At 67.5% G+C, this 17,766-nt stretch carries 14 protein-coding genes; 4 read left to right on the top strand and 10 right to left on the bottom strand.

Going from position 1 to position 17,766, the window contains the following annotated elements; genetic code table 11:
• The first annotated feature begins 47 nt into the window (after window positions 1–47).
• Window positions 48–1,865, top strand: coding sequence for an FAD-binding oxidoreductase (locus tag FA90_RS14275; RefSeq protein ID WP_036169758.1), 1,818 nt, complete (start codon window positions 48–50; stop codon window positions 1,863–1,865).
• Between the two features lies 1 nt (window position 1,866).
• On the opposite strand, the gene FA90_RS14270 is transcribed toward FA90_RS14275, so the two are convergent.
• Entirely contained in the window at window positions 1,867–4,614 is a 2,748-nt protein-coding gene (locus tag FA90_RS14270; RefSeq protein ID WP_036169756.1) for an alpha-1,6-glucosidase domain-containing protein, read from the bottom strand.
• Window positions 4,615–4,830: 216 nt separating this feature from the next.
• On the opposite strand from FA90_RS14270, the gene FA90_RS14265 reads away from it, so the two are divergent.
• Together FA90_RS14265 and FA90_RS14260 are read left to right on the top strand one after the other, a co-directional pair.
• The gene (locus FA90_RS14265; RefSeq protein ID WP_036169753.1) at window positions 4,831–6,489 is read left to right on the top strand and encodes an alpha-amylase family glycosyl hydrolase; all 1,659 of its coding nucleotides are present in this window, start codon (window positions 4,831–4,833) and stop codon (window positions 6,487–6,489) included.
• Window positions 6,486–8,351: a glucokinase gene (locus tag FA90_RS14260; protein ID WP_036169750.1), complete on the top strand. Its 1,866-nt coding sequence runs from the start codon at window positions 6,486–6,488 to the stop codon at window positions 8,349–8,351. The genes FA90_RS14265 and FA90_RS14260 overlap by 4 nt, the downstream gene beginning before the upstream one ends.
• A gap of 37 nt (window positions 8,352–8,388) precedes the next feature.
• Here FA90_RS14260 and FA90_RS14255 read toward each other — a convergent pair whose 3' ends face one another.
• Genes FA90_RS14255 through FA90_RS14245 form a run of 3 tightly spaced genes read right to left on the bottom strand, consistent with a single transcriptional unit; the run spans window position 8,389 to window position 10,533 of the window.
• Window positions 8,389–8,832, bottom strand: coding sequence for a hypothetical protein (locus tag FA90_RS14255; protein WP_036169748.1), 444 nt, complete (start codon window positions 8,830–8,832; stop codon window positions 8,389–8,391).
• Between the two features lie 25 nt (window positions 8,833–8,857).
• A complete protein-coding gene (locus FA90_RS14250) occupies window positions 8,858–10,162 on the bottom strand; it encodes a M56 family metallopeptidase (protein ID WP_156116708.1) in 1,305 nt (434 codons plus the stop codon).
• A complete protein-coding gene (locus FA90_RS14245) occupies window positions 10,159–10,533 on the bottom strand; it encodes a BlaI/MecI/CopY family transcriptional regulator (RefSeq protein WP_036169746.1) in 375 nt (124 codons plus the stop codon). The genes FA90_RS14250 and FA90_RS14245 overlap by 4 nt, the downstream gene beginning before the upstream one ends.
• A gap of 178 nt (window positions 10,534–10,711) precedes the next feature.
• On the opposite strand from FA90_RS14245, the gene FA90_RS14240 reads away from it, so the two are divergent.
• Window positions 10,712–11,077 carry a VOC family protein gene (locus tag FA90_RS14240; protein WP_036175717.1) on the top strand — a complete coding sequence of 122 codons (366 nt, stop codon included), beginning with the start codon at window positions 10,712–10,714 and terminating at the stop codon, window positions 11,075–11,077.
• Window positions 11,078–11,353: 276 nt separating this feature from the next.
• Here the strand turns inward: FA90_RS14240 and FA90_RS14235 are convergent, their stop codons facing one another.
• The 6 genes from FA90_RS14235 to FA90_RS27530 all read right to left on the bottom strand — a co-directional run bounded on the left by FA90_RS14235 (window position 11,354) and on the right by FA90_RS27530 (window position 17,750).
• On the bottom strand, window positions 11,354–12,208 hold the full coding sequence (locus tag FA90_RS14235; protein ID WP_081933857.1) for a polysaccharide deacetylase family protein: 855 nt from the start codon (window positions 12,206–12,208) through the stop codon (window positions 11,354–11,356).
• Window positions 12,209–12,278: 70 nt separating this feature from the next.
• Window positions 12,279–12,728 carry a hypothetical protein gene (locus FA90_RS14230; RefSeq protein ID WP_036169744.1) on the bottom strand — a complete coding sequence of 150 codons (450 nt, stop codon included), beginning with the start codon at window positions 12,726–12,728 and terminating at the stop codon, window positions 12,279–12,281.
• A gap of 111 nt (window positions 12,729–12,839) precedes the next feature.
• A complete protein-coding gene (locus FA90_RS14225; protein WP_036169743.1) occupies window positions 12,840–13,931 on the bottom strand; it encodes an NAD(P)-dependent alcohol dehydrogenase in 1,092 nt (363 codons plus the stop codon).
• A 99-nt stretch (window positions 13,932–14,030) separates the two neighbouring features.
• Window positions 14,031–15,335, bottom strand: coding sequence for an MFS transporter (locus tag FA90_RS14220; RefSeq protein ID WP_036169741.1), 1,305 nt, complete (start codon window positions 15,333–15,335; stop codon window positions 14,031–14,033).
• Window positions 15,336–15,481: 146 nt separating this feature from the next.
• The gene (locus FA90_RS14215) at window positions 15,482–15,910 is read right to left on the bottom strand and encodes a hypothetical protein (RefSeq protein ID WP_036169740.1); all 429 of its coding nucleotides are present in this window, start codon (window positions 15,908–15,910) and stop codon (window positions 15,482–15,484) included.
• A 163-nt stretch (window positions 15,911–16,073) separates the two neighbouring features.
• Complete coding sequence (locus FA90_RS27530; RefSeq protein ID WP_036175711.1) at window positions 16,074–17,750, bottom strand: methyl-accepting chemotaxis protein; 1,677 nt, start codon at window positions 17,748–17,750, stop codon at window positions 16,074–16,076.
• Window positions 17,751–17,766 lie beyond the last annotated feature (16 nt).

The raw sequence follows: 17,766 nt of genomic DNA, 5'->3' as shown, positions 1-17,766 counted from the left end.
TAAACGGCGATGCTGGCCTCTACACAAACCAACACGAAGGAACCGGGATGAAGCGACGCGACCTGCTCAAGGCTGTTCTACCCGCCACGCTGCTGGCGGCCGGCGTGCCCGGACTGGCGCGCGCCGCGAACCCGGCGGCGAACGCCGGACCGCTCGTGCGCGCACGCGTGCGCCCGGGCGCGGCCGGCTGGCCGTCCGCCGCCGAGTGGGATGGCTTGCAGCGCGCGACCGGTGGCCGCCTGATGAAGCTGGAGTCGCCCTTCGCCGGCTGCGGCGCGCCCGATTCCGCCGCCTGCCGCGCGCTGCTGCGCAATATCGACAACCCGTACTTCATCGGCGACACCCCCGCGCTGACCCAGTCCAGCGGCTGGCAGGACGCCTGGGTGTCGCGACCGAGCGCCTACGCGGTGGCCGCGCACAGCGCGAGCGACGTCGCCGCCGCCGTGAATTTTGCACGTCTCCACAAGCTGCGCCTGGTGGTCAAGGGCGGGGGGCACAGCTACAAGGGCGGCTCGAACGCGCCCGATTCGCTGCTGGTCTGGACGCGCGCGATGAACCGGGTCGAGATGATTGAAGCCTTCGTGGCGCAGGGCGGGGCGGCGAGCGAAGCGCAGCCGGCGGTGAGCATCGGTGCCGGCGCGATGTGGAGCGACGCCTATGCCGAAGTCACCACGCGCGGCGGGCGTTACGTCCAGGGCGGCGGCTGCACCACGGTCGGCGTGCCGGGGCTGGTGCAGGGCGGCGGCTTCAGCAATTTTTCGAAGCGTTACGGCACGGCCGCCGCCAGCCTGATCGAAGCCGAGGTCGTGACCGCGGACGGCCAGGTGCGCATCGCCAACCGCCACGTCAATCCGGACCTGTTCTGGGCCTTGAAGGGCGGTGGGGGCGGCACCTTCGGCGTGGTCACGCGCGTGACGCTGCGCACCCACGCGTTGCCCGAATTCTTCGGCGCGGCCTTCGGCGAGATCACCGCCCATTCGAACGAAGCCCTGCGCACGCTGATCGACCGCTTCCTGGCGTTTTACCTCGACCATCTGTTCAACCCGCACTGGGGCGAGCAGGTGTCGCTGCGCGACGGCAAACGCCTGCGTATCTCGATGGTGTTCCAGGGCCTGGATGGGGCGCAGGCACGTGCAGTGTGGGCGCCGTTCCTCGACTGGGTGCGCGCCGATCCGAACTACACGCTGAAAGAACCGAACTTCGTCGCGGTGCCGGCACGCCAGTTCTGGAACGCCGACTTTTACGCCAAGCATGCGCCGGGCTGGATGGTGCGCGACGACCGTCCCGGCACCTCGAACGACCACGCGGTGTGGGCCGGCGACCGCGAGCAAGCCGGCATCTACTGGCACGGCTACCAATCGACCTGGCTGCCGGCAAGCCTGCTGACGGACGCCGGCCGCGCGCGCCTGACCGAGCGCCTGTTCGACGCCTGCCAGCAGTGGGACGTCGAGCTGCACTTCAACAAGGGCCTGGCCGGCGCGCCCGACGCCGCGCTGGCGGCGGCGCGCGAGACCGCGACCCATCCGGGCGTGATCGACGCCTTCTGCCTGGCGATCATCGCCGGTGGCGGCAAGGCGGCCTACCCGGGCATGCCAGGGCGCGATGTGGACGAAGAAGAGGCGCGCGCGCGCGGCAAGGCGATCCGCGGCGCCATGGACAGCCTGCGCCAGGCCGCGCCCGGGGCCGGCGCCTATGTCTCGGAGAGCGATTATTTCGAGGCGAACTGGCAGCAGACCTACTGGGGTTCCAACTACCCCAGGCTGCTGGGCATCAAGCGGCGCTACGATCCCGATGGCTTGTTCACCGTGCGGCACGGGGTGGGCAGCGAGGACTGGAGCGAGGATGGATTCACCAGAAAGGCGTGAATCAGTCTTCCACGAACACCACCGCTGTCCGCGGCGGAATGCTGAACGCGCCGCTGGCCGCATCGAAAGCGGCCTGGGTGGCACGCTTGTCGGCCACGCCAGGCGCCAGGAACACCGGGTGCAGGTGCAGCGCCTTGCCGGCGGCCTGCGCATCCGTCACCGTGTGTCCCACCTTGTCGACGTTGATGAAGTAATGGATGCCCTTGAAGTTGGCGCCGGGGTAGCCGTTGCCATCCAGGTGCGCCGCGACCACGGTCGGCTCCTGGGCGCCGCCGGTGTTGAAGAAGCGCAGGCGCCCCTTGATCTCGGCGGCGCTGGAAAGGCGGAACAGCGTCGAGCTGGTGCGCACCGCGAGCAGGTCGCGGAAGGCGTCGCGCGCGAACGCGATGTCGGCGGGCGTCGGCTTGATGGCGGCATTGGCCAGCAGCGGCTTCATCGCGGCCCAGTCCTTGCCGTTGTCCGCTTGCGGCGGCAGGCCGCTGCCGAAGTCGTTGGTCTGGTAGCTCCAGTCGACGCGGTTGAACCAGTCGCCCGAATTGAAGCTGTTGCGGTCCAGCGACTTGGAACGCAGGATGTCGACGCCGGCGTGGAAGTAGGCCACGCCTTGCGCGAAGGCGTCGACCGCCAGGCCCAGCACCTGCACGCGCGCGCGTTCCTGGCTCGAAGTGCCAACCGGCAGCTTGAACACGTCGATGTCGAACAGGGTCTGGTTGTCGTGGTTCTCGACGTAGTTGACCACTTCGCCCGGTTCGAGCACGTAGCCGGCCGGCTGGCCGCCGTAGTCGATCGCTTCCAGGTTTTGCACGCGATCGTCGGCAGTCTGCAGCTTGTACGAACGGATCGAGCCTGCCAGGCCGGCGCGCACCAGGTCGGCGCTGCGCAGCAGTTCGGACCGCGCCTGCGCGCCCGCCTGCATGTGTGCCTGAGCGTGCGCGTTGGGGTCGTACGCCAGGCCGTTGATCCAGCCCTGGCGCGCGAACATGGCTTCGCCCGCATCGCCGGCGCCGCCGCCGCGCACCGCGTCGCGGGTGCGGTCGTTGAAGGTGCCGATGCCGCTGCCGTTGAGCGACAGCTGCGAGGCCTGCACGAAGCGGCGGTTGTCCGCGACCTCGCCGAAGTTCCAGCCTTCGCCGAGCAGCTCGATGCGCCGGCCGCTGGCCGTGTTCACCTGGCGCTGCAGCTGCTCCATCAGCGCGCGCGGCTGGTGGCCCATCAGGTCGAAGCGGAACGAGTCGATCTTGTACTGCACCGCCCACTGCGTGACGGAGTCGACCAGGAGTTTGCCCATCATGAGGTTCTCGGTGGCGGTGTTGTCGCAGCAGGTCGATTGCTCGACCCCGCCCTTGTCGTTCAGGCGGTGGTAGTAGCCGGGCACGACGCGGTCCAGCACCGATTTTTCCGATTGCCCGGCGCTGAAGGTATGGTTGAACACCACGTCCATGCCGACCCGCAGGCCGGTCCGGTGCAGGCTCTCGACCATTTCACGGAACTCGACGATGCGTTTGGCGCCATCCTGCGGATCGGTGGCGTAGCTGCCTTCCGGCGCGTTGTAGTGGACCGGGTCGTAGCCCCAGTTGAAGCAGTCGCTGCCCGCGGTCTTCATTACCAGCGCCTGCTGGGCTTCGCTGTCGGGCGCGCCGCTTGGGCGCGGCGTGACGCAGCCGGCTTCCGGCACGCTGCCGAAGTCGTAGACCGGCAGCAGGTGTACATCGGTGACGCCGGCCCTGGCCAGCGCCGCCAGGTGCTTCATGCCGTTCGTCGCCCGATCGGTAAAGGCCAGGTACTTGCCGCGGTGCGCTTCCGGCACGCTCGGGTCGTTGATCGAAAAGTCGCGCACGTGCGTTTCGTAGACCACCATGTCGGTGCTCGCCCTGACCGTCGACGGCGCCGCGGTGGCGTCCCAGCCCTCCGGCTTGAGGCGCGGCGCGTCCAGGCGCGTGATGTAGCTGCGCTTCGAGTCGGTCGACAGGCTGACCGAATACGGATCGGTGACCAGGTCGCGCACGATGCCCACGCCGTCGACCGGCACGTCGACCGCGTAGCGATAATATTTGCCGGTCAAATCGCCCGGCACGGCCGCGCTCCAGGCGCCGGTGCGGCGGTCGAAGTCCATCTGGTAGGCGGCGCGCGCGCGGCTGGTAGCCTTGTCGTAGACGCAGACGGCGGCCTGGCGCGCGGTCGGCGCCCAGACCGTGAAGCGGGTGCTGCCGCCGGCGACGTCGACGCCGAGCGTGTTCAAGCCTGCTGCAGCGGCGTACAAATCGTCGAGCGCGCCGGCCGCCTGGATGCGGGTGGCGTCGCGCACCGTGCCGTCCGCATCTTCACGCACCAGCACCAGCTGCTGGCTGTGCAGGTCGGGCAGGTTGGTGACGTCGTTCTCGCTCACCTGCAGCAGCGGGCCGTCGGCCAGGTACTTGAAGCGCGCCGCCACGCCGGGCGGCGCCGGCGCGGTGCTCGGCGCCAGCACGATCGAGCCGACCGCGCCGGCCACCTTGCCGCCCACCGGGGCGACGATCGAACCGCGAAGCGAATGGTACAGTTTGAAGACACCCTCCGTCGCCGCGCCAGGCCAGCGCACCAGGCGCTTGTCGAGCCAGACGGCGCGCGCGTCGAAGGTGGCTGCGGCCGGCGACTGGACGATCTGGAAGTTCGGGCTGTCGCAGCTGTCGGGCCGGATCGCGGCCTGGGCGAGGCCGGCGGCGCCGGCAAGGAAAGCAAACAGGCTGGCGGTGGCGAAGGCTTGGGTCATGGTATCGGTCGAGTCTGGGTCGAGTCTGGTTCGGTCAGCACGACAGCCTAGCAGCGATTGTGTAGTTTGACTACTGCCGTGCTGGCGATTGTTTGGTAACTCCTGTTATAAGTTCATGATTCTTAAAGATATTTACTGGCTCGATGGCGCGCTGCAGCATTGTCACTACGGCGTCCATCCTGTATATTGCGTAAAAATTATTAAACCGGACTTATCATGACTTCAGTATCGGACAAGAACGCCAGCGAGACGACCCACCCAGCCCCCTGGTGGCATGACGCCATCATCTACCAGGTCTACCCGCGCAGCTACCTCGACACCAACGGCGACGGCGTCGGCGACCTGCCGGGCATCACCGCCAAGCTCGATTACATCGCCAGCCTGGGCGTGGACATCGTCTGGCTGTCGCCGTTCTTCAAGTCGCCGCAAAAGGACTTCGGCTACGACATCTCGGACTACTGCGACGTCGACCCGCTGTTCGGCACGCTGGCCGACTTCGACGCGCTGATCGCCAAGGCGCACAGCCTGAAGTTGAAGATCATGATCGACCAGGTGATGTCGCACACCGCCGACGCCCACCCCTGGTTCGTCGAAAGCCGTTCGAACCGCGACAATCCCAGATCCGACTGGTATGTCTGGTCCGACCCGCTCCCGGACGGCAATCCGCCCAACAACTGGCTGTCGGTGTTTGGCGGCCCGGCCTGGCACTGGGACACGCGCCGCAAGCAGTACTACATGCACAACTTCCTGGTCAGCCAGCCGCAGCTGAACTTCCACAACCCGGAGGTGCAGCAGGCCCACCTCGATTCGCTGCGTTTCTGGCTCGAGCGCGGCGTCGACGGCGTGCGCATGGACGCGTGCGTGTTCCACTTCCACGATCGCCAGCTGCGCAGCAACCCGCCGGCGCTGGTGCGCGACACCTCGACCGTCACCGACGTCAACCCGTACGGCATGCAGGCGCACATCCATGACAAGACCCAGCCGGAGAATATCGCCTTCCTGCAGCGCGTGCGCGCGCTGCTGAACGAATACGGCGCGGTCTCGATCGGCGAAGTCAGCTCGGACGACGCGCTCGAGCAGATGGCCGAATACACCTCGGGCGGGGACAAGCTGCACATGGCCTACAGCTTCAACCTGCTGACGCCGCAGTTCTCCAGCGCCCACATCCGCACCCAGGTCGAAGAATTCAACGCGCGCGTGAAGGATGGCTGGGCTTCCTGGTCGGTGGGCAACCACGACGCGATCCGCGTGACCACGCGCTGGGGCGGCCAGAACGCGGACGGCAGCGTGAACACGGCGCTGACCAAGCTGGTGCTGGCGCTGCAGCTGTCGCTCAAGGGCACGCCGTGCCTGTACCAGGGCGACGAGCTGGCGCTGCCGGAAGCCGACGTCCCCTACGAACTGCTGCAGGACCCGTATGGCATCACCTTCTGGCCCGAGTTCAAGGGCCGCGACGGCTGCCGCACGCCGATGCCATGGACGACTGACGCCCCCAACGCCGGCTTCACGGCCGGCAAACCGTGGCTGCCGGTGCCCAAGGAACACCTGGCGCTGGCCGAGAGCCTGCAAGACCAGGACCCCGCATCGGCCCTGAATTTCGCGCGCACCATCATCGGTTGGCGCCGCACGCTGCCGCAACTGACGCGCGGCGACATCGTCTTCTTCGACGCGCCCGAGCAGGCGCTGGCGCTGCGCCGCGACCTGGCAGGCCACGCGCCGGTGCTGGCCGTGTTCAACGTCACCGACCAGCCGATCGCGTTCGACTGGCCGGAAGCGAAGGGCGCCCAGGCGTTGAGCGGCCACGGCCTGCAGGGCGAGGTCGTCGACGGCAAGGTCACGCTGCCGGCCTACGGCGGCTGGTTCGGTCAGCCATGATCGAGCAGCCCGGAGATCCGACGCGCGCCGCCACCGTCTTCGCCGACGGTCCGCGCCTGCTGGCCGACATCGGCGCCACCCACGCGCGCTTCGCGCTGCAGACGGCGCCCGGCGCCTATGCGGGCGTGCGCGTGCTGCGCTGCGACGACTTCGAAGGCATCGTGCCGCTGCTGCGCTTTTACCTGGCCGAGCAGGGCAACCCGCGCCTGCACCACGGCGCGCTGGCGCTGGCCAATCCGGTCGACGGCGATTACGTTCGCATGACCAACCGGCCGTGGACCTTTTCGACCGACGCCGTACGGCGCGAGCTCGGCTTCACGACGCTCCTGATCGTCAACGACTTCACCGCGCTGGCGATGGCGATCCCGAACCTGAAACCGGCCGACCTGATGCAGGTGGGCGGCGGCAAGCCAGCGCCGCAGGCGGTGATCGGCGTGCTCGGTCCGGGCACCGGCCTGGGCGTGTCGGGCGTGATCCCGACGCTGGATGGCTTCGTCACGCTCGGCTCCGAGGGCGGCCACATGAACTTCGCGCCAAGCGACGAGCGCGAGTTCGCGATCCTGCAGGCGGCCTGGCGCGAATGGACCCACGTGTCGAACGAGCGCCTGATCTCCGGCCCCGGCATGGAGCTGATCTATCGCGCGCTGGCGGTGAGGAATGGCGTCGATGCATCGCCACGGACCTCGCCCGAGATCATCGACTGCGCACTGGAAGAGAACGACGCTCTGTGCCTGGAAACGCTGGAATGCTTCTGCGGCATGCTGGGCGGCGCCGCCGCCAACCTGGCGGTCACGCTGGGCGCGTTCGGCGGCATCTTCATCGGCGGCGGCATCGTGCCGCGTCTGAAAGAGTGGTTCAAGACCTCGCCATTCCGCGCGCGCTTCGAGGCCAAGGGCCGTTTTACCGGCTATCTGGCCGACATCCCGACCTACGTCATCAACACCGCGCACGTGGCGTTCGACGGCGTGGCGACGATCCTGTCCGAGCACCTGCGCGGCCGCAGCGGCGACAACACGCTGATGGACCGCATCCGCCATTTGCAGCCCTCGTTCACGCCGGCCGAGCAGCGCGTCGCCACGCTGGTGCTGGAGCAGCCGCGCCTGGTGCTGAACGAGCCGATCGCCGAGATCGCCAAGCTGGCCGACGTCAGCCAGCCGACCGTGATCCGCTTCTGCCGCTCGCTCGGCTTTGCCGGCCTGGCCGACTTCAAACTGAAGTTTGCCAGCAGCCTGACCGGCTCGATCCCGGTGCGCCACAGCCAGGTGCGCACCAACGACAGCACGCACGACCTGTCGGCGAAAGTCATCGACAACACCGTCTCGGCGATCCTGCAATTTCGCGACGGGCTCGACGTGCGTGCGGTCGACCGCGCGATCGAACTGGTGAGCCGTGCACGCCGCATCGAGTTCTACGCGATGGGCAATGCGCGCGTGGTGGCGCTGGATGGCCAGCACAAGTTCGTGCGCTTCCGCATTCCGACCGCGCTGTACGGCGATTCGCACCTGTTCGCGCTGGCGGCCGACCTGCTGGGGCCGGGCGACCTGGTGATCGCGATCTCGAACTCGGGCCGCCTGCCGGACCTGCTGGATGCAGTGGATGCGGCGCGCGCAGCCGGCGCCGACGTCATCGCCATCACCCACAGCGACTCGCCCTTGGCCAGCCGCGCCAGCGTGCTGCTGGCGATCGACCATGCCGAGGACAACACGGCCTTCCTGTCGATGATCTCGCGCATCCTGCAGCTGCTGCTGATCGACATCATGGCGGTCGGCGTGTCGGTCGACGTGCACCACACGCGCCCCGAGCCGGACCAGGGCTGCGAGCCGGATGCACGGCGCGCGCTGATTTCGCACCTGGATCGCTGATCTGGGTCGCTGAGCGGGCCTGGCGCGCCAGGCTCGATTACGGCGTCAGGTCGTTCACGACGAATGCCAGCTTGACGTCGTCGCCGATCTTGACCGCCATGCGTTCGCCGGGCAGGCCGACCAACGCCGGCCTGGCGAGTATCTTGCCGTCTTCAACGATGCTGCCGGCCAGGCGCACCGTGGGCTTGGCGCCGCCGGCGTCGGGGCCGTGCATGCGGCTGAGCGTGAACTCGGCGCGCCAGGGCTTGCCGCCATCGTCCCCGCCGACGGCGAACGGCTTGTCCTCTTCCACCGTCAACAGCGGCGCACTGGCCAGGCCGTGCACTGTCAGCTGCATTTGCACGCCATAGGTGTGCGCGGTCGTCGTCGCGCGCGCGTCCTCGCGCGCATACGCGTGTGCCCACGTGACGCCCGCGAGCGCGCAGGCGAGGGTGATGAAGGTCTTGAGACGGCGCGGCTGGAATAGAGAGGTCGTGTGCATGATGTCCTTTCAAGGGTGGAGGGGGTCAGGCTGGATCGACGCGGACCGTAAGCCGGAAGCCGCGAGTGCTCGAGATGCGGCCGTCCGGCCGGGGCAGGGCCGTGCCGATCGCCACCGTCGCCGGCTGGCCGAGGCGCGTCAGCAGGCGTGGATTGGCGGCCGGCTGGCCGTCGCAGACCAGGCGCATGTGCAGGTCGACCTCATCCGCCTGCCGGCCGCGCGGGCGTGTGGCCAGCAGGTCGGCGCTGCAGGCGCGGCCGTCCTCATCGCGTAGGCCATCGAGGTGCACCGGGCCGGTCGTGGTGGTTTCGTCGTGGCGCACCGCGGCGCCGTCGATGGACAGGTCGGTGCTCACCTTGAGCAGAGTCTGTCCTTCGCCCGCATCGGCGGCAGGCAGCGCGGGCACGAGGTCGAGCGAAGCGCTCCAGGCCAGGCGCGCGCCGGCTGCCGCCAGCGCGAGCAGCACCAGCGCGGTCGCCAGGCGCACGCGGCGCGGCGCCGGTGTGCGCTGCAAATTCAGGATGCGCTCATGGATTGGCGAGTTGCTCAGCATGCTGCAGCCGAGCGGCAAGCTGGGGCCGAGCTGGGTCTTCATCAGCGCATTGGCGTAGGTGCGCGGCGCATGACGGCCCTGGCGCAGCACCGCGCTGTCGCAGGCCAGCTCCTGGTCGGCCAGGAAGCGGCGCTGGGCGAGCGCGGCCAGCGGATGGAACCAGAACAGGCAGCGCAGCAGCGCCGCCAGTGCATTCCACCACAAGTCGCCGCGCCGGCGGTGGGTACGCTCGTGGGCCAGGATTGCGGCTTGCTCCTCGAGCGTGTAGCGCACGGCGTAGTCGAGCGGCAGCACGATGCCCGGGCGGAGCAGACCGAGCAGCAGCGGGCCGACATTGGCGCGGGCGCTCACGCGGATGTCGACGGCGTGGTCGAGCCGGCGCAGCGGTCCGAGCGCACGCACCAGCGCATGCTGGCGCCGCATGAATACCCATGCGCTTGCCAGCGCCCCCGTCAGCCACAACGCCAGCAGGCACTGGGCGATGGGCAAGGCCACGTCGACGGACGCGGCCGACATCGTCGACAGCGACACGAACGGCGCCGTTGCCGGCGTGGGCAGTGGCGCATGCACGAGTACGCGATGCACCGGCCAGCCACACAACGCCACGCCGATCGGCACCATCAGCCAGAGCGCATACACGGTTTCTGCGCCGATGCGCTCGCGCAAACGCACGCGGCACAAGACCAGCAATCCGGCCAGTAGCGTGAACGCCAGCGTGGCCGTCACCAGCCGCGCCAGCAGCATCGATATCGGCATCGAGAGTAAAAACGCGCTCACGGATCGAGCCTGTCAATCAGCTTGCGCAGCTCGGCCAGGTCTTCTGGGCTGAGCTGCTGGCGTTCGCTGAAGTGCGCGACCAGCGGCGCCACGCGGCCGCCGAACAGCCGTCCCAGCACCGAGCGGCTTTCGCTGTCGACCCAGTCGGCGCGCTGGAGCACCGCGGAGTACTGGTAGCGCCGCCCATGCTGTTCGGCGCGGACGGCGCCCTTTTTCAGCAGGCGGTTCAGGAAGGTCTTGATGGTCGGCTCCTGCCAGTCGGTGCTGGCGGCGAGCGCGGCGACGATCTCGTCGGTAGTCTGCGGCGAACGGTTCCACAGCACTTCCATGACGAGCGACTCGGCTTGGCTAATGGCGGGCAGGTCAGTCATCGAATGTATCGTTTACAGTTGTAATTGAATGGATGATTACATGCGTAATCGTTTCGGGTCAAGCGGTCTTTTACGATAACTGCCACGTCCCGCCCGCTTCGGCAATCGTCAACCTCATGGGTATGCAGATACCGCAGGCCATCCCATCATGGCGTTCCACCATTTGAAGGAGAACGCCATGATCAAGGGCTTGCGCACCGTGAGCTACCCCGTCACCGACCTCGCGCGCGCGAAGGACTGGTTCACCCAGGCCTTCGGCACGGCCCCGTATTTCGACGAGCCGTACTATGTCGGCTTTGCCATCGGCGGCTTCGAGCTCGGCCTGGTGCCGGACGGTACGCCGGGCGCCGCCGGCGGGATCGCCTACTGGGCGGTGGACGACATGGCGGCGGATTTTGCGCGCATCGTCGGGCTGGGCGCCGGCGTACACGAGGCGATCCAGGACGTGGGCGATGGGATCCGGGTGGCGGCGCTGACGGACCCGTTCGGGAACGTGTTCGGGCTGATCGAGAATCCGCATTTCGATCCGTCGGCGGTGCGCTGAGCGGGCTGGGCGGAGGGGAAGAGCATCATGCGCCTTGGCCGTGTCCTGCCGTCCGCGCAAACCATCGCCCACTGAGCCGGAATCCGATCGGGGGAGGGCGCCGCCGACCGGGGGAGGAGTGGTCCCACCGTCCGCGCTTGCCGGCACGAACACTGGCAAACACGAGCGCTGGAACTCACGGTCAGCGGCAGATCAACAATAAGCTTTTTAGCCGCTAGTCAGTTTGTGTTGAATCAATCCCACTGCCTTGCGGCAGTCTAAGCAACGCGTACGCCACTAACGCTGAGGCGCCACCGTCCGCTGCGCGCCGGCATAGCGCGTGATGTTCAAGAAGGTGTCGGTCCAGTATTCGTCGCGGTGCGCGGCCAGGAAGGCCAGCAGTTCCTCGTGGGCCGCATTCGACGTGGTCAGGTAGTCGCCGCCCACGCCGTGGAAGGTGAAGTTGACCATGGTCCCGCGCGCACCCGCGCGCTTGACGATGTCGATCAGTTCCCGGCCGCTCAAGCCGACCGGCGCCATCACGGTCACGGCGCGCGGATCGAAGCCGGCCATCGAGCCGGTCACGGCGTCGCCCTCGCGCATCTTGATCCCGACGAAGCTCGAGGCGACGGCCGGCAGGTAGTCCCCGTCCACCGCCATGTGGTCGCCACACGGCACGGTGAAGGTGCGTTCGCTGCGGCCGTCGAGCGCGTTCAGCATCGTGTTGGCGAGCAGCACCTGGTCGCGCATCTGGGCCACGGTCGTGGTGTCGAGGTTGCGCTCGGGCTGCACGAAGTCGTGGCCGGGCACGCGATTCGAGCATTGGTGGAACAGCGTGTGGTTGCCCAGCTCGTGCCCGCGCGCGGCGGCCGAGCGCCACTCGGCCATGCGGTTGCGCACCGCGGGGTTGGACAGCTGCAGGTAGAACGTGGCCTTGAGGCCGGCGCGGTCGAGCGCGGGAATCGCGTGGTCGAGCTGGGAGCCGAGGGCATCGTCGTAGGACAGGCTGACGGCGGCGCGTTCGCCGTGCGGCCAGTGGAATGCGGACGGTGCGGCGGCGGGGGCGGTATCGGCCGCATGAGCCGATGTTGCGGACAGCGCGCCGCCGAGCAGGCAGGCGCCAAGCAGGGCGGTCAGGGAACGGACTTGCATCGGGCATCTCCTCGTTGGGGCAATCGTCTGTCGACGTTGCGTTTTTGAGATGCACTATAGCATTTGCAGATCAACCCGACTTCAGTTCCACCTTGCGGATACTGCGCCGCCATTCGCCCAGCGACTGCACGGAATCGGTCGCGTCGTCCTCGACCAGGATATCGTCGCCCTGCTGGGCCACCAGGAAGCTGGCGCGGCGGTGCACGTCCTGCTTGCGGTTTTCGACGAAGCTGAGCTGGTAGTAAGCCTTGCCGTCGAGGATGCGCGGCGCCGGGTCGTCTTCGATCACGGCGCCGTGCGCCTGGCCGCGCGAGCCTTTTTCGATCTGCGCCGACCAGGCTTTCAGCTCGGGCAGGGCCATCAGCTCGGCCATCGCCTGGTCGCGCGTGATCTTGGGCGCGCTCGCGGGCGCCGCTACCGGCTTGGGCGGCGGCGTGGTGGGCTTTTCGCCTTTGCAGCCGACGAGCAGCCCCAGCGCGAGGAGGGCGGCGCCCGCATAGCGGATCGATGGAAGAGACATGGCGCAAAGTCCTGGAAAAACAAAGGGCCAGTCTAAACCATGCGTGGCCAGGCGGCAATAAACGGTCGAGCCTGGAAACCACGCTCCTTGCGCCGGCGCAGCCGCTCGGCTTTATTCCGCCATCTCTTCCTTCAGCGAAGCCATGTCGATCACATAGCGGAAGCGCACGTCGCCGTTCTCGACCTTTTTGTAGGCATCGTTGATGTCCTGGATGCGGATGATCTCGATCTCCGGGCCGATGTCGTGCTGGGCGCACAGGTCCAGCACTTCCTGGGTCTCGGCGATGTTGCCGATCAGCGAGCCGGCCACGCTGCGGCGCTTGAATGCCATCTGCATGTTGTCGAGCCCCGCCATCGGCTCGAGCGCGCCGACCACGGTCAGCACGGCATTGCGCTTGAGCATGTTCACGAAGGGATTGAGGTCGTGCTTTTCGGGGATGGTCGACAGCATGAAGTCGAATTCGCCCTCGATCGCGCCCATCGCCGCCTTGTCGCTTTCCAGCACGGCCTTGAAGCCGAGCTTGGCCGCTTCGTCGATCTTTTCGCGTGTCGTGGTGAACAGCGTGACTTCGGCGCCCAGCGCGCGCGCCACCTTGGCCGCCATGTGGCCCAGGCCGCCCATGCCGATCACGCCGACCTTGTCGCCGGCCTTGACGCCCCAGTGTTTCATCGGCGAGTACGTCGTCACGCCGGCGCACAGGATCGGCGCGGCGACCTCGGGTTTGAGCTGCGGCGGGATCTTCAGCACGAAGTCTTCCTTGACCACCAGCATGTTGGAATAGCCGCCGAAGGTGTTGTCGCGGCCGTAGATGTTCTCGCCGACCTTCGACTTCGGCTGCATCGGTCCGTTGTAGGTGGCCAGCCAGCTGTTCGGGCTCATGCAATAGTTCTGGTCGCCGTGCTGGCAGGCTTCGCACTTGCCGCAGCTGTCGATCATGCAGCCCACGCCGACCAGGTCGCCGACCTGGTGGTTGCGCACCGCCGGCCCGACCCGCGTCACGCGCCCGACGATCTCGTGTCCCGGCACGCAGGGATAGACCGTGTTCGACCATTCGTTCTTGACCTGGTGGATGTCCGAATGGCAGACGCCGCAGTACAGCACGTCGATCTCGACCTCGTGGCCCTTGGCTTCCTCGCGCTCGAATTCGTATTTCTTCAGGCGGCTGTACGAATGCTTGGCCGCATAACCCGTCACCTTGATCATGATCGCTCCCTGGTTGAAAGTTCATGAACGTTAGGCGGCTGGAGAGCGCGTGTCTGTTAGGCCGCGCGCTTACTTCCAGTCACTTTCCGTCGGTGAGCGTCAGATATTGGCCGGCTGGGCGGGCGAGGCGCCGGCTTTCGGCCGGTACAGCAGCACGGCGGCGATCAGGCCGCAGGCCGCGGCGAAGGCCATCCACCAGCCGGGCGCGGCCTTGTCGCCGGTACGCTCGATCAGCCAGGTCGACACCACCGGCGTGAAACCGCCGAAGATCGCCGTCGCCAGGCTGTAGGCCAGCGAAAAGCCGACCGTGCGCACTTGCGGCGGCATGATCTCGGTCAGCGCGACCACGGTGGCGCCGTTGTAGCTGGCGTAGATGAAGGAGAGCCACAGTTCGGCCTCCAGCATGTGCGCGAAGGTCGGCTGGGCCACCAGCCAGGCCAGCACCGGGTGGGCGGTCAGGATCGGCAGCACGGTGAAGGTGACCAGCAGCGGCCAGCGGCCGATGCGGTCCGACAGCGCGCCCATCACCGGCAGCCAGAAAAAGTTCGACAGGCCGATGCAGAAGGTGACCAGCAGGCTGTCGGCGGCGCTCAGCTTCAGCACTTTCTTGCCGAAGGTCGGCGCATACACCGTGATCAGGTAAAACGACACCGTGGTCATCACCGTCAGCATCATGCCCAGCAGCACGACACGCCAGTTGACGCCCAGCGAGGCCAGGATTTCCCGGAAGGTCGGGCGATGGACACGGGCCTTGAACGCTTCGGTTTCCTGCAGCGAGCGGCGGATCACGAACAGGAAGGGGACGATGATGCAGCCGATGAAGAAGGGCACGCGCCAGCCCCAGGTGTCGATGTCGTGCGGCGCCATGGTGCGGTTGAGCAGGAAGCCGAGCAGGGCGGCGACCATGATCGCGGCCTGCTGGCTGGCCGATTGCCAGCTGACGTAAAAGCCCTTGTGGCCCGGCGTCGCCATCTCGGACAGGTAGACCGAGACCCCGCCCAGTTCCACGCCCGCCGAAAAGCCCTGCAGCAGGCGTCCGGCCAGCACCAGCAGCGGCGCGGCGATGCCGATCGTCGCATACCCGGGCACGCACGCCACCAGCACGGTGCCGGCCGCCATCATCGTCAGCGTCAGCAGCAAGCCCTTGCGGCGGCCGATGCGGTCGATGTATGCGCCGAGGATGACCGCGCCCAGGGGACGCATCAGGAAGCCGGCGCCGAAGGTGACGAAGGTCAGCATCAGCGATGCGTATTCGTTATGCGAGGGGAAGAAGGTGGCGGCGATGTAGGTGGCGTAAAAGCCGTACAGGAAGAAATCGAACATCTCCAGAAAATTGCCGCTGGTGACGCGCAGGACGGTGGCCAGGGTCGAAGAGGTCGATGTCGCGGAAGTAGTTGATTGCATGCATGTTCCTTGTTGGACTGACTTGTCCGGATGACATGCATGATGGGGCGGGCACTGGAGGAAGTAAAGTCTTGCTGGGTCCGATCAGCGAGACCCTACCCAGCCGGTCGGATGAGGGACCGGATTCAGCCGTACCGGGCTGCAGCTCAGCCGGGGTGGCCCTCGGCCTGCAAGCCGTGCTGCTCGCACCAGCGCCGCAGCGCCGTCTCGGTCTCTTCGGTGCGAAAACGCTCCCAGGCCTCGGCAGCGTCGCGTTCCTCGAGCAGCCGCTCGAAGCCGTCGACGTCGTCGGTGCGCAGCATCTCGCGCACGCCGGCCTGGTCGCCGGCCAGGTGCTGGGCCGCGAAGCGCAGCACCAGCTCGTCGCCCAGGCCGAGTTCGCCCGCCGCCGGCACGCTGACGTAGTTGCCTTCGGCCTCGACGTCGGCCGGCAGCGGCGCCTCCTCGTCCATGTACTCGTCGTTGAGCAGGTGGATCATGCCGGTGTCGCGCGCGACCAGCGCCTTTGCGCTGCCTTCGCCATCGTCGACGATCAGGGCCGCGTGGGCCAATTCATCCAGGTTGACTGCTGTCATGCTTCCTCCGTTCGTATCGAACAAGCAGCCCCCAGTATGCCGCCCTCGCGCGCGCGCAGGCGCACGGACGCGCGCGTGGGCGCACGGGGACGTGCACGTAAACAAAAAGCCCGCAGGGCGCGAACCCTGCGGGCTTGTCAACGGGCGCCTGGATGGCGCCGGGTCAGAACTGTTCCCAGTCGGCCTGGCTGCCTGCCGTTGCGGCAGCCAGCCTGGGTGGCCGCGGCGGTGGCGGGGCAGTCCGGTGTGCCGGCGCCGGCACGCGAGCCGGACTGGCCGGCGCGACGCCATGCGCCAGCCTGAAGATGCCGACCACCTCGGCCAGCCGGGCGGCCTGGTCGCGCATCGACTGCGACGCCGCGCTCGCTTCCTCGACCAGGGCGGCGTTCTGCTGCGTGACTTCGTCCATCTGGGCGATCGCCGTGTTCACCTGGTCGATGCCGCTGCTTTGCTCGCGGCTGGCGGCCGAGATCTCGGCCATGACGTCGGTCACGCCCTTGACCCGTCCGACGATGTCGCCCATCGTGGTCCCGGCATTCGCGACCAGGCTCGATCCGATGCCGACTTTATGGACCGAATCGTCGATCAGCGCCTTGATTTCCTTGGCGGCCGAACCGGCGCGGTGCGCCAGGTTGCGGACCTCGCCCGCGACCACGGCAAAGCCGCGGCCCTGTTCGCCGGCCCTGGCCGCTTCGACGGCGGCGTTCAGCGCCAGGATGTTGGTCTGGAAGGCGATGCCGTCGATGACCGAAATGATGTCGACGATCTTCTTGGCCGACGCGTCGATGGCATTCATCGTGTCCACCACCTGGGCGACGATGGCGCCGCCTTGCTGCGCCGCTTCCGAAGCCGAGGCCGCCATCGTATTGGCCTGCTGAGCATTCTCGGCGTTCTGGCGCACGGTCGAGGTCAGCTCTTCCATCGACGAGGCCGTCTCTTCCAGCGCGCCGGCTTGCTGCTCGGTGCGTGCGGACAGATCCAGGTTGCCGGCCGAGACCTGGCCGGCCGCGGTGGCGATCGTGTCGGTGCCGGTGCGCACTTCGGTGACGATCGCCGACAGCTTGTCGCGCATGTCGCGCATGGCCAGCATCAGGCTGCCTTTGTCGTTGGCCTTGACCGGCACCTCGACCGTCAGGTCGCCGGCCGCGATGCTGGTGGCCACCTGCGCCGCCAGGTCCGGCTCGCCGCCGAGCTGCTGGAGCAGGGAGCGGGTCACGAGCGCAGCCGCGCCGGCGCCGACGCCGATGGCGACCACCAGCAGGGCCAGCATGGTCGAGACGGCCGCGTGATAGGCCGCGCTGGCGTCGTGCGCAGCGTCGGCGTTCAGCTTTTCTTCCCAGTGCGCGAGCTGCTTCGTGGTGTCGAGCCAGGCCCGTTGCAGGGGCTCGACCTCGTTCTTGAGCACCTGGGTGGCCTCCTCGTCCTGGTTGGACAGCCCCAGCTTTTCAAGTTTCGCCATCGCCGTGCCGGCCGCGAGCTGCTGCTCCTTCAGCTTCCTGGAAAACGCCCGCTCTTCCGGCGACGTGGAAGGGTCCTCGAAGGTCTTGTCCAGCTTGCCCATGGCATCCTGGTACACGGCTTCGGTCGCGCGCAGCTGTCCCACTTCCTTGGCCATGTCGGCAGCGTCCGTGAAAATCACCAGGTTGCGCAGCGCGATCATGCGGTCGCTCAGGCTGCCCTGGATCATGCTGACCAGGCTGATCTGGATATTGTTGACGTCGGTAATGGTCGAAGTCTGGTCCTGCATCCGTTTCATGTTGACCAGGCCGACCCCGACGATCGCGGCCAGCAGCAGGAGGACCAGGGTGTAACCGAGCGCGAGCCGGGTACGGACTTTCATATTCTTCACGTTCATG

It is taken from the genome of Massilia sp. 9096, assembly GCF_000745265.1.
Taxonomy (GTDB): Bacteria; Pseudomonadota; Gammaproteobacteria; order Burkholderiales; family Burkholderiaceae_D; genus Telluria.
The sequence above is the reverse complement of the archived record's forward strand: the minus strand, read 5'-3'. Positions and strand labels throughout refer to the sequence as shown.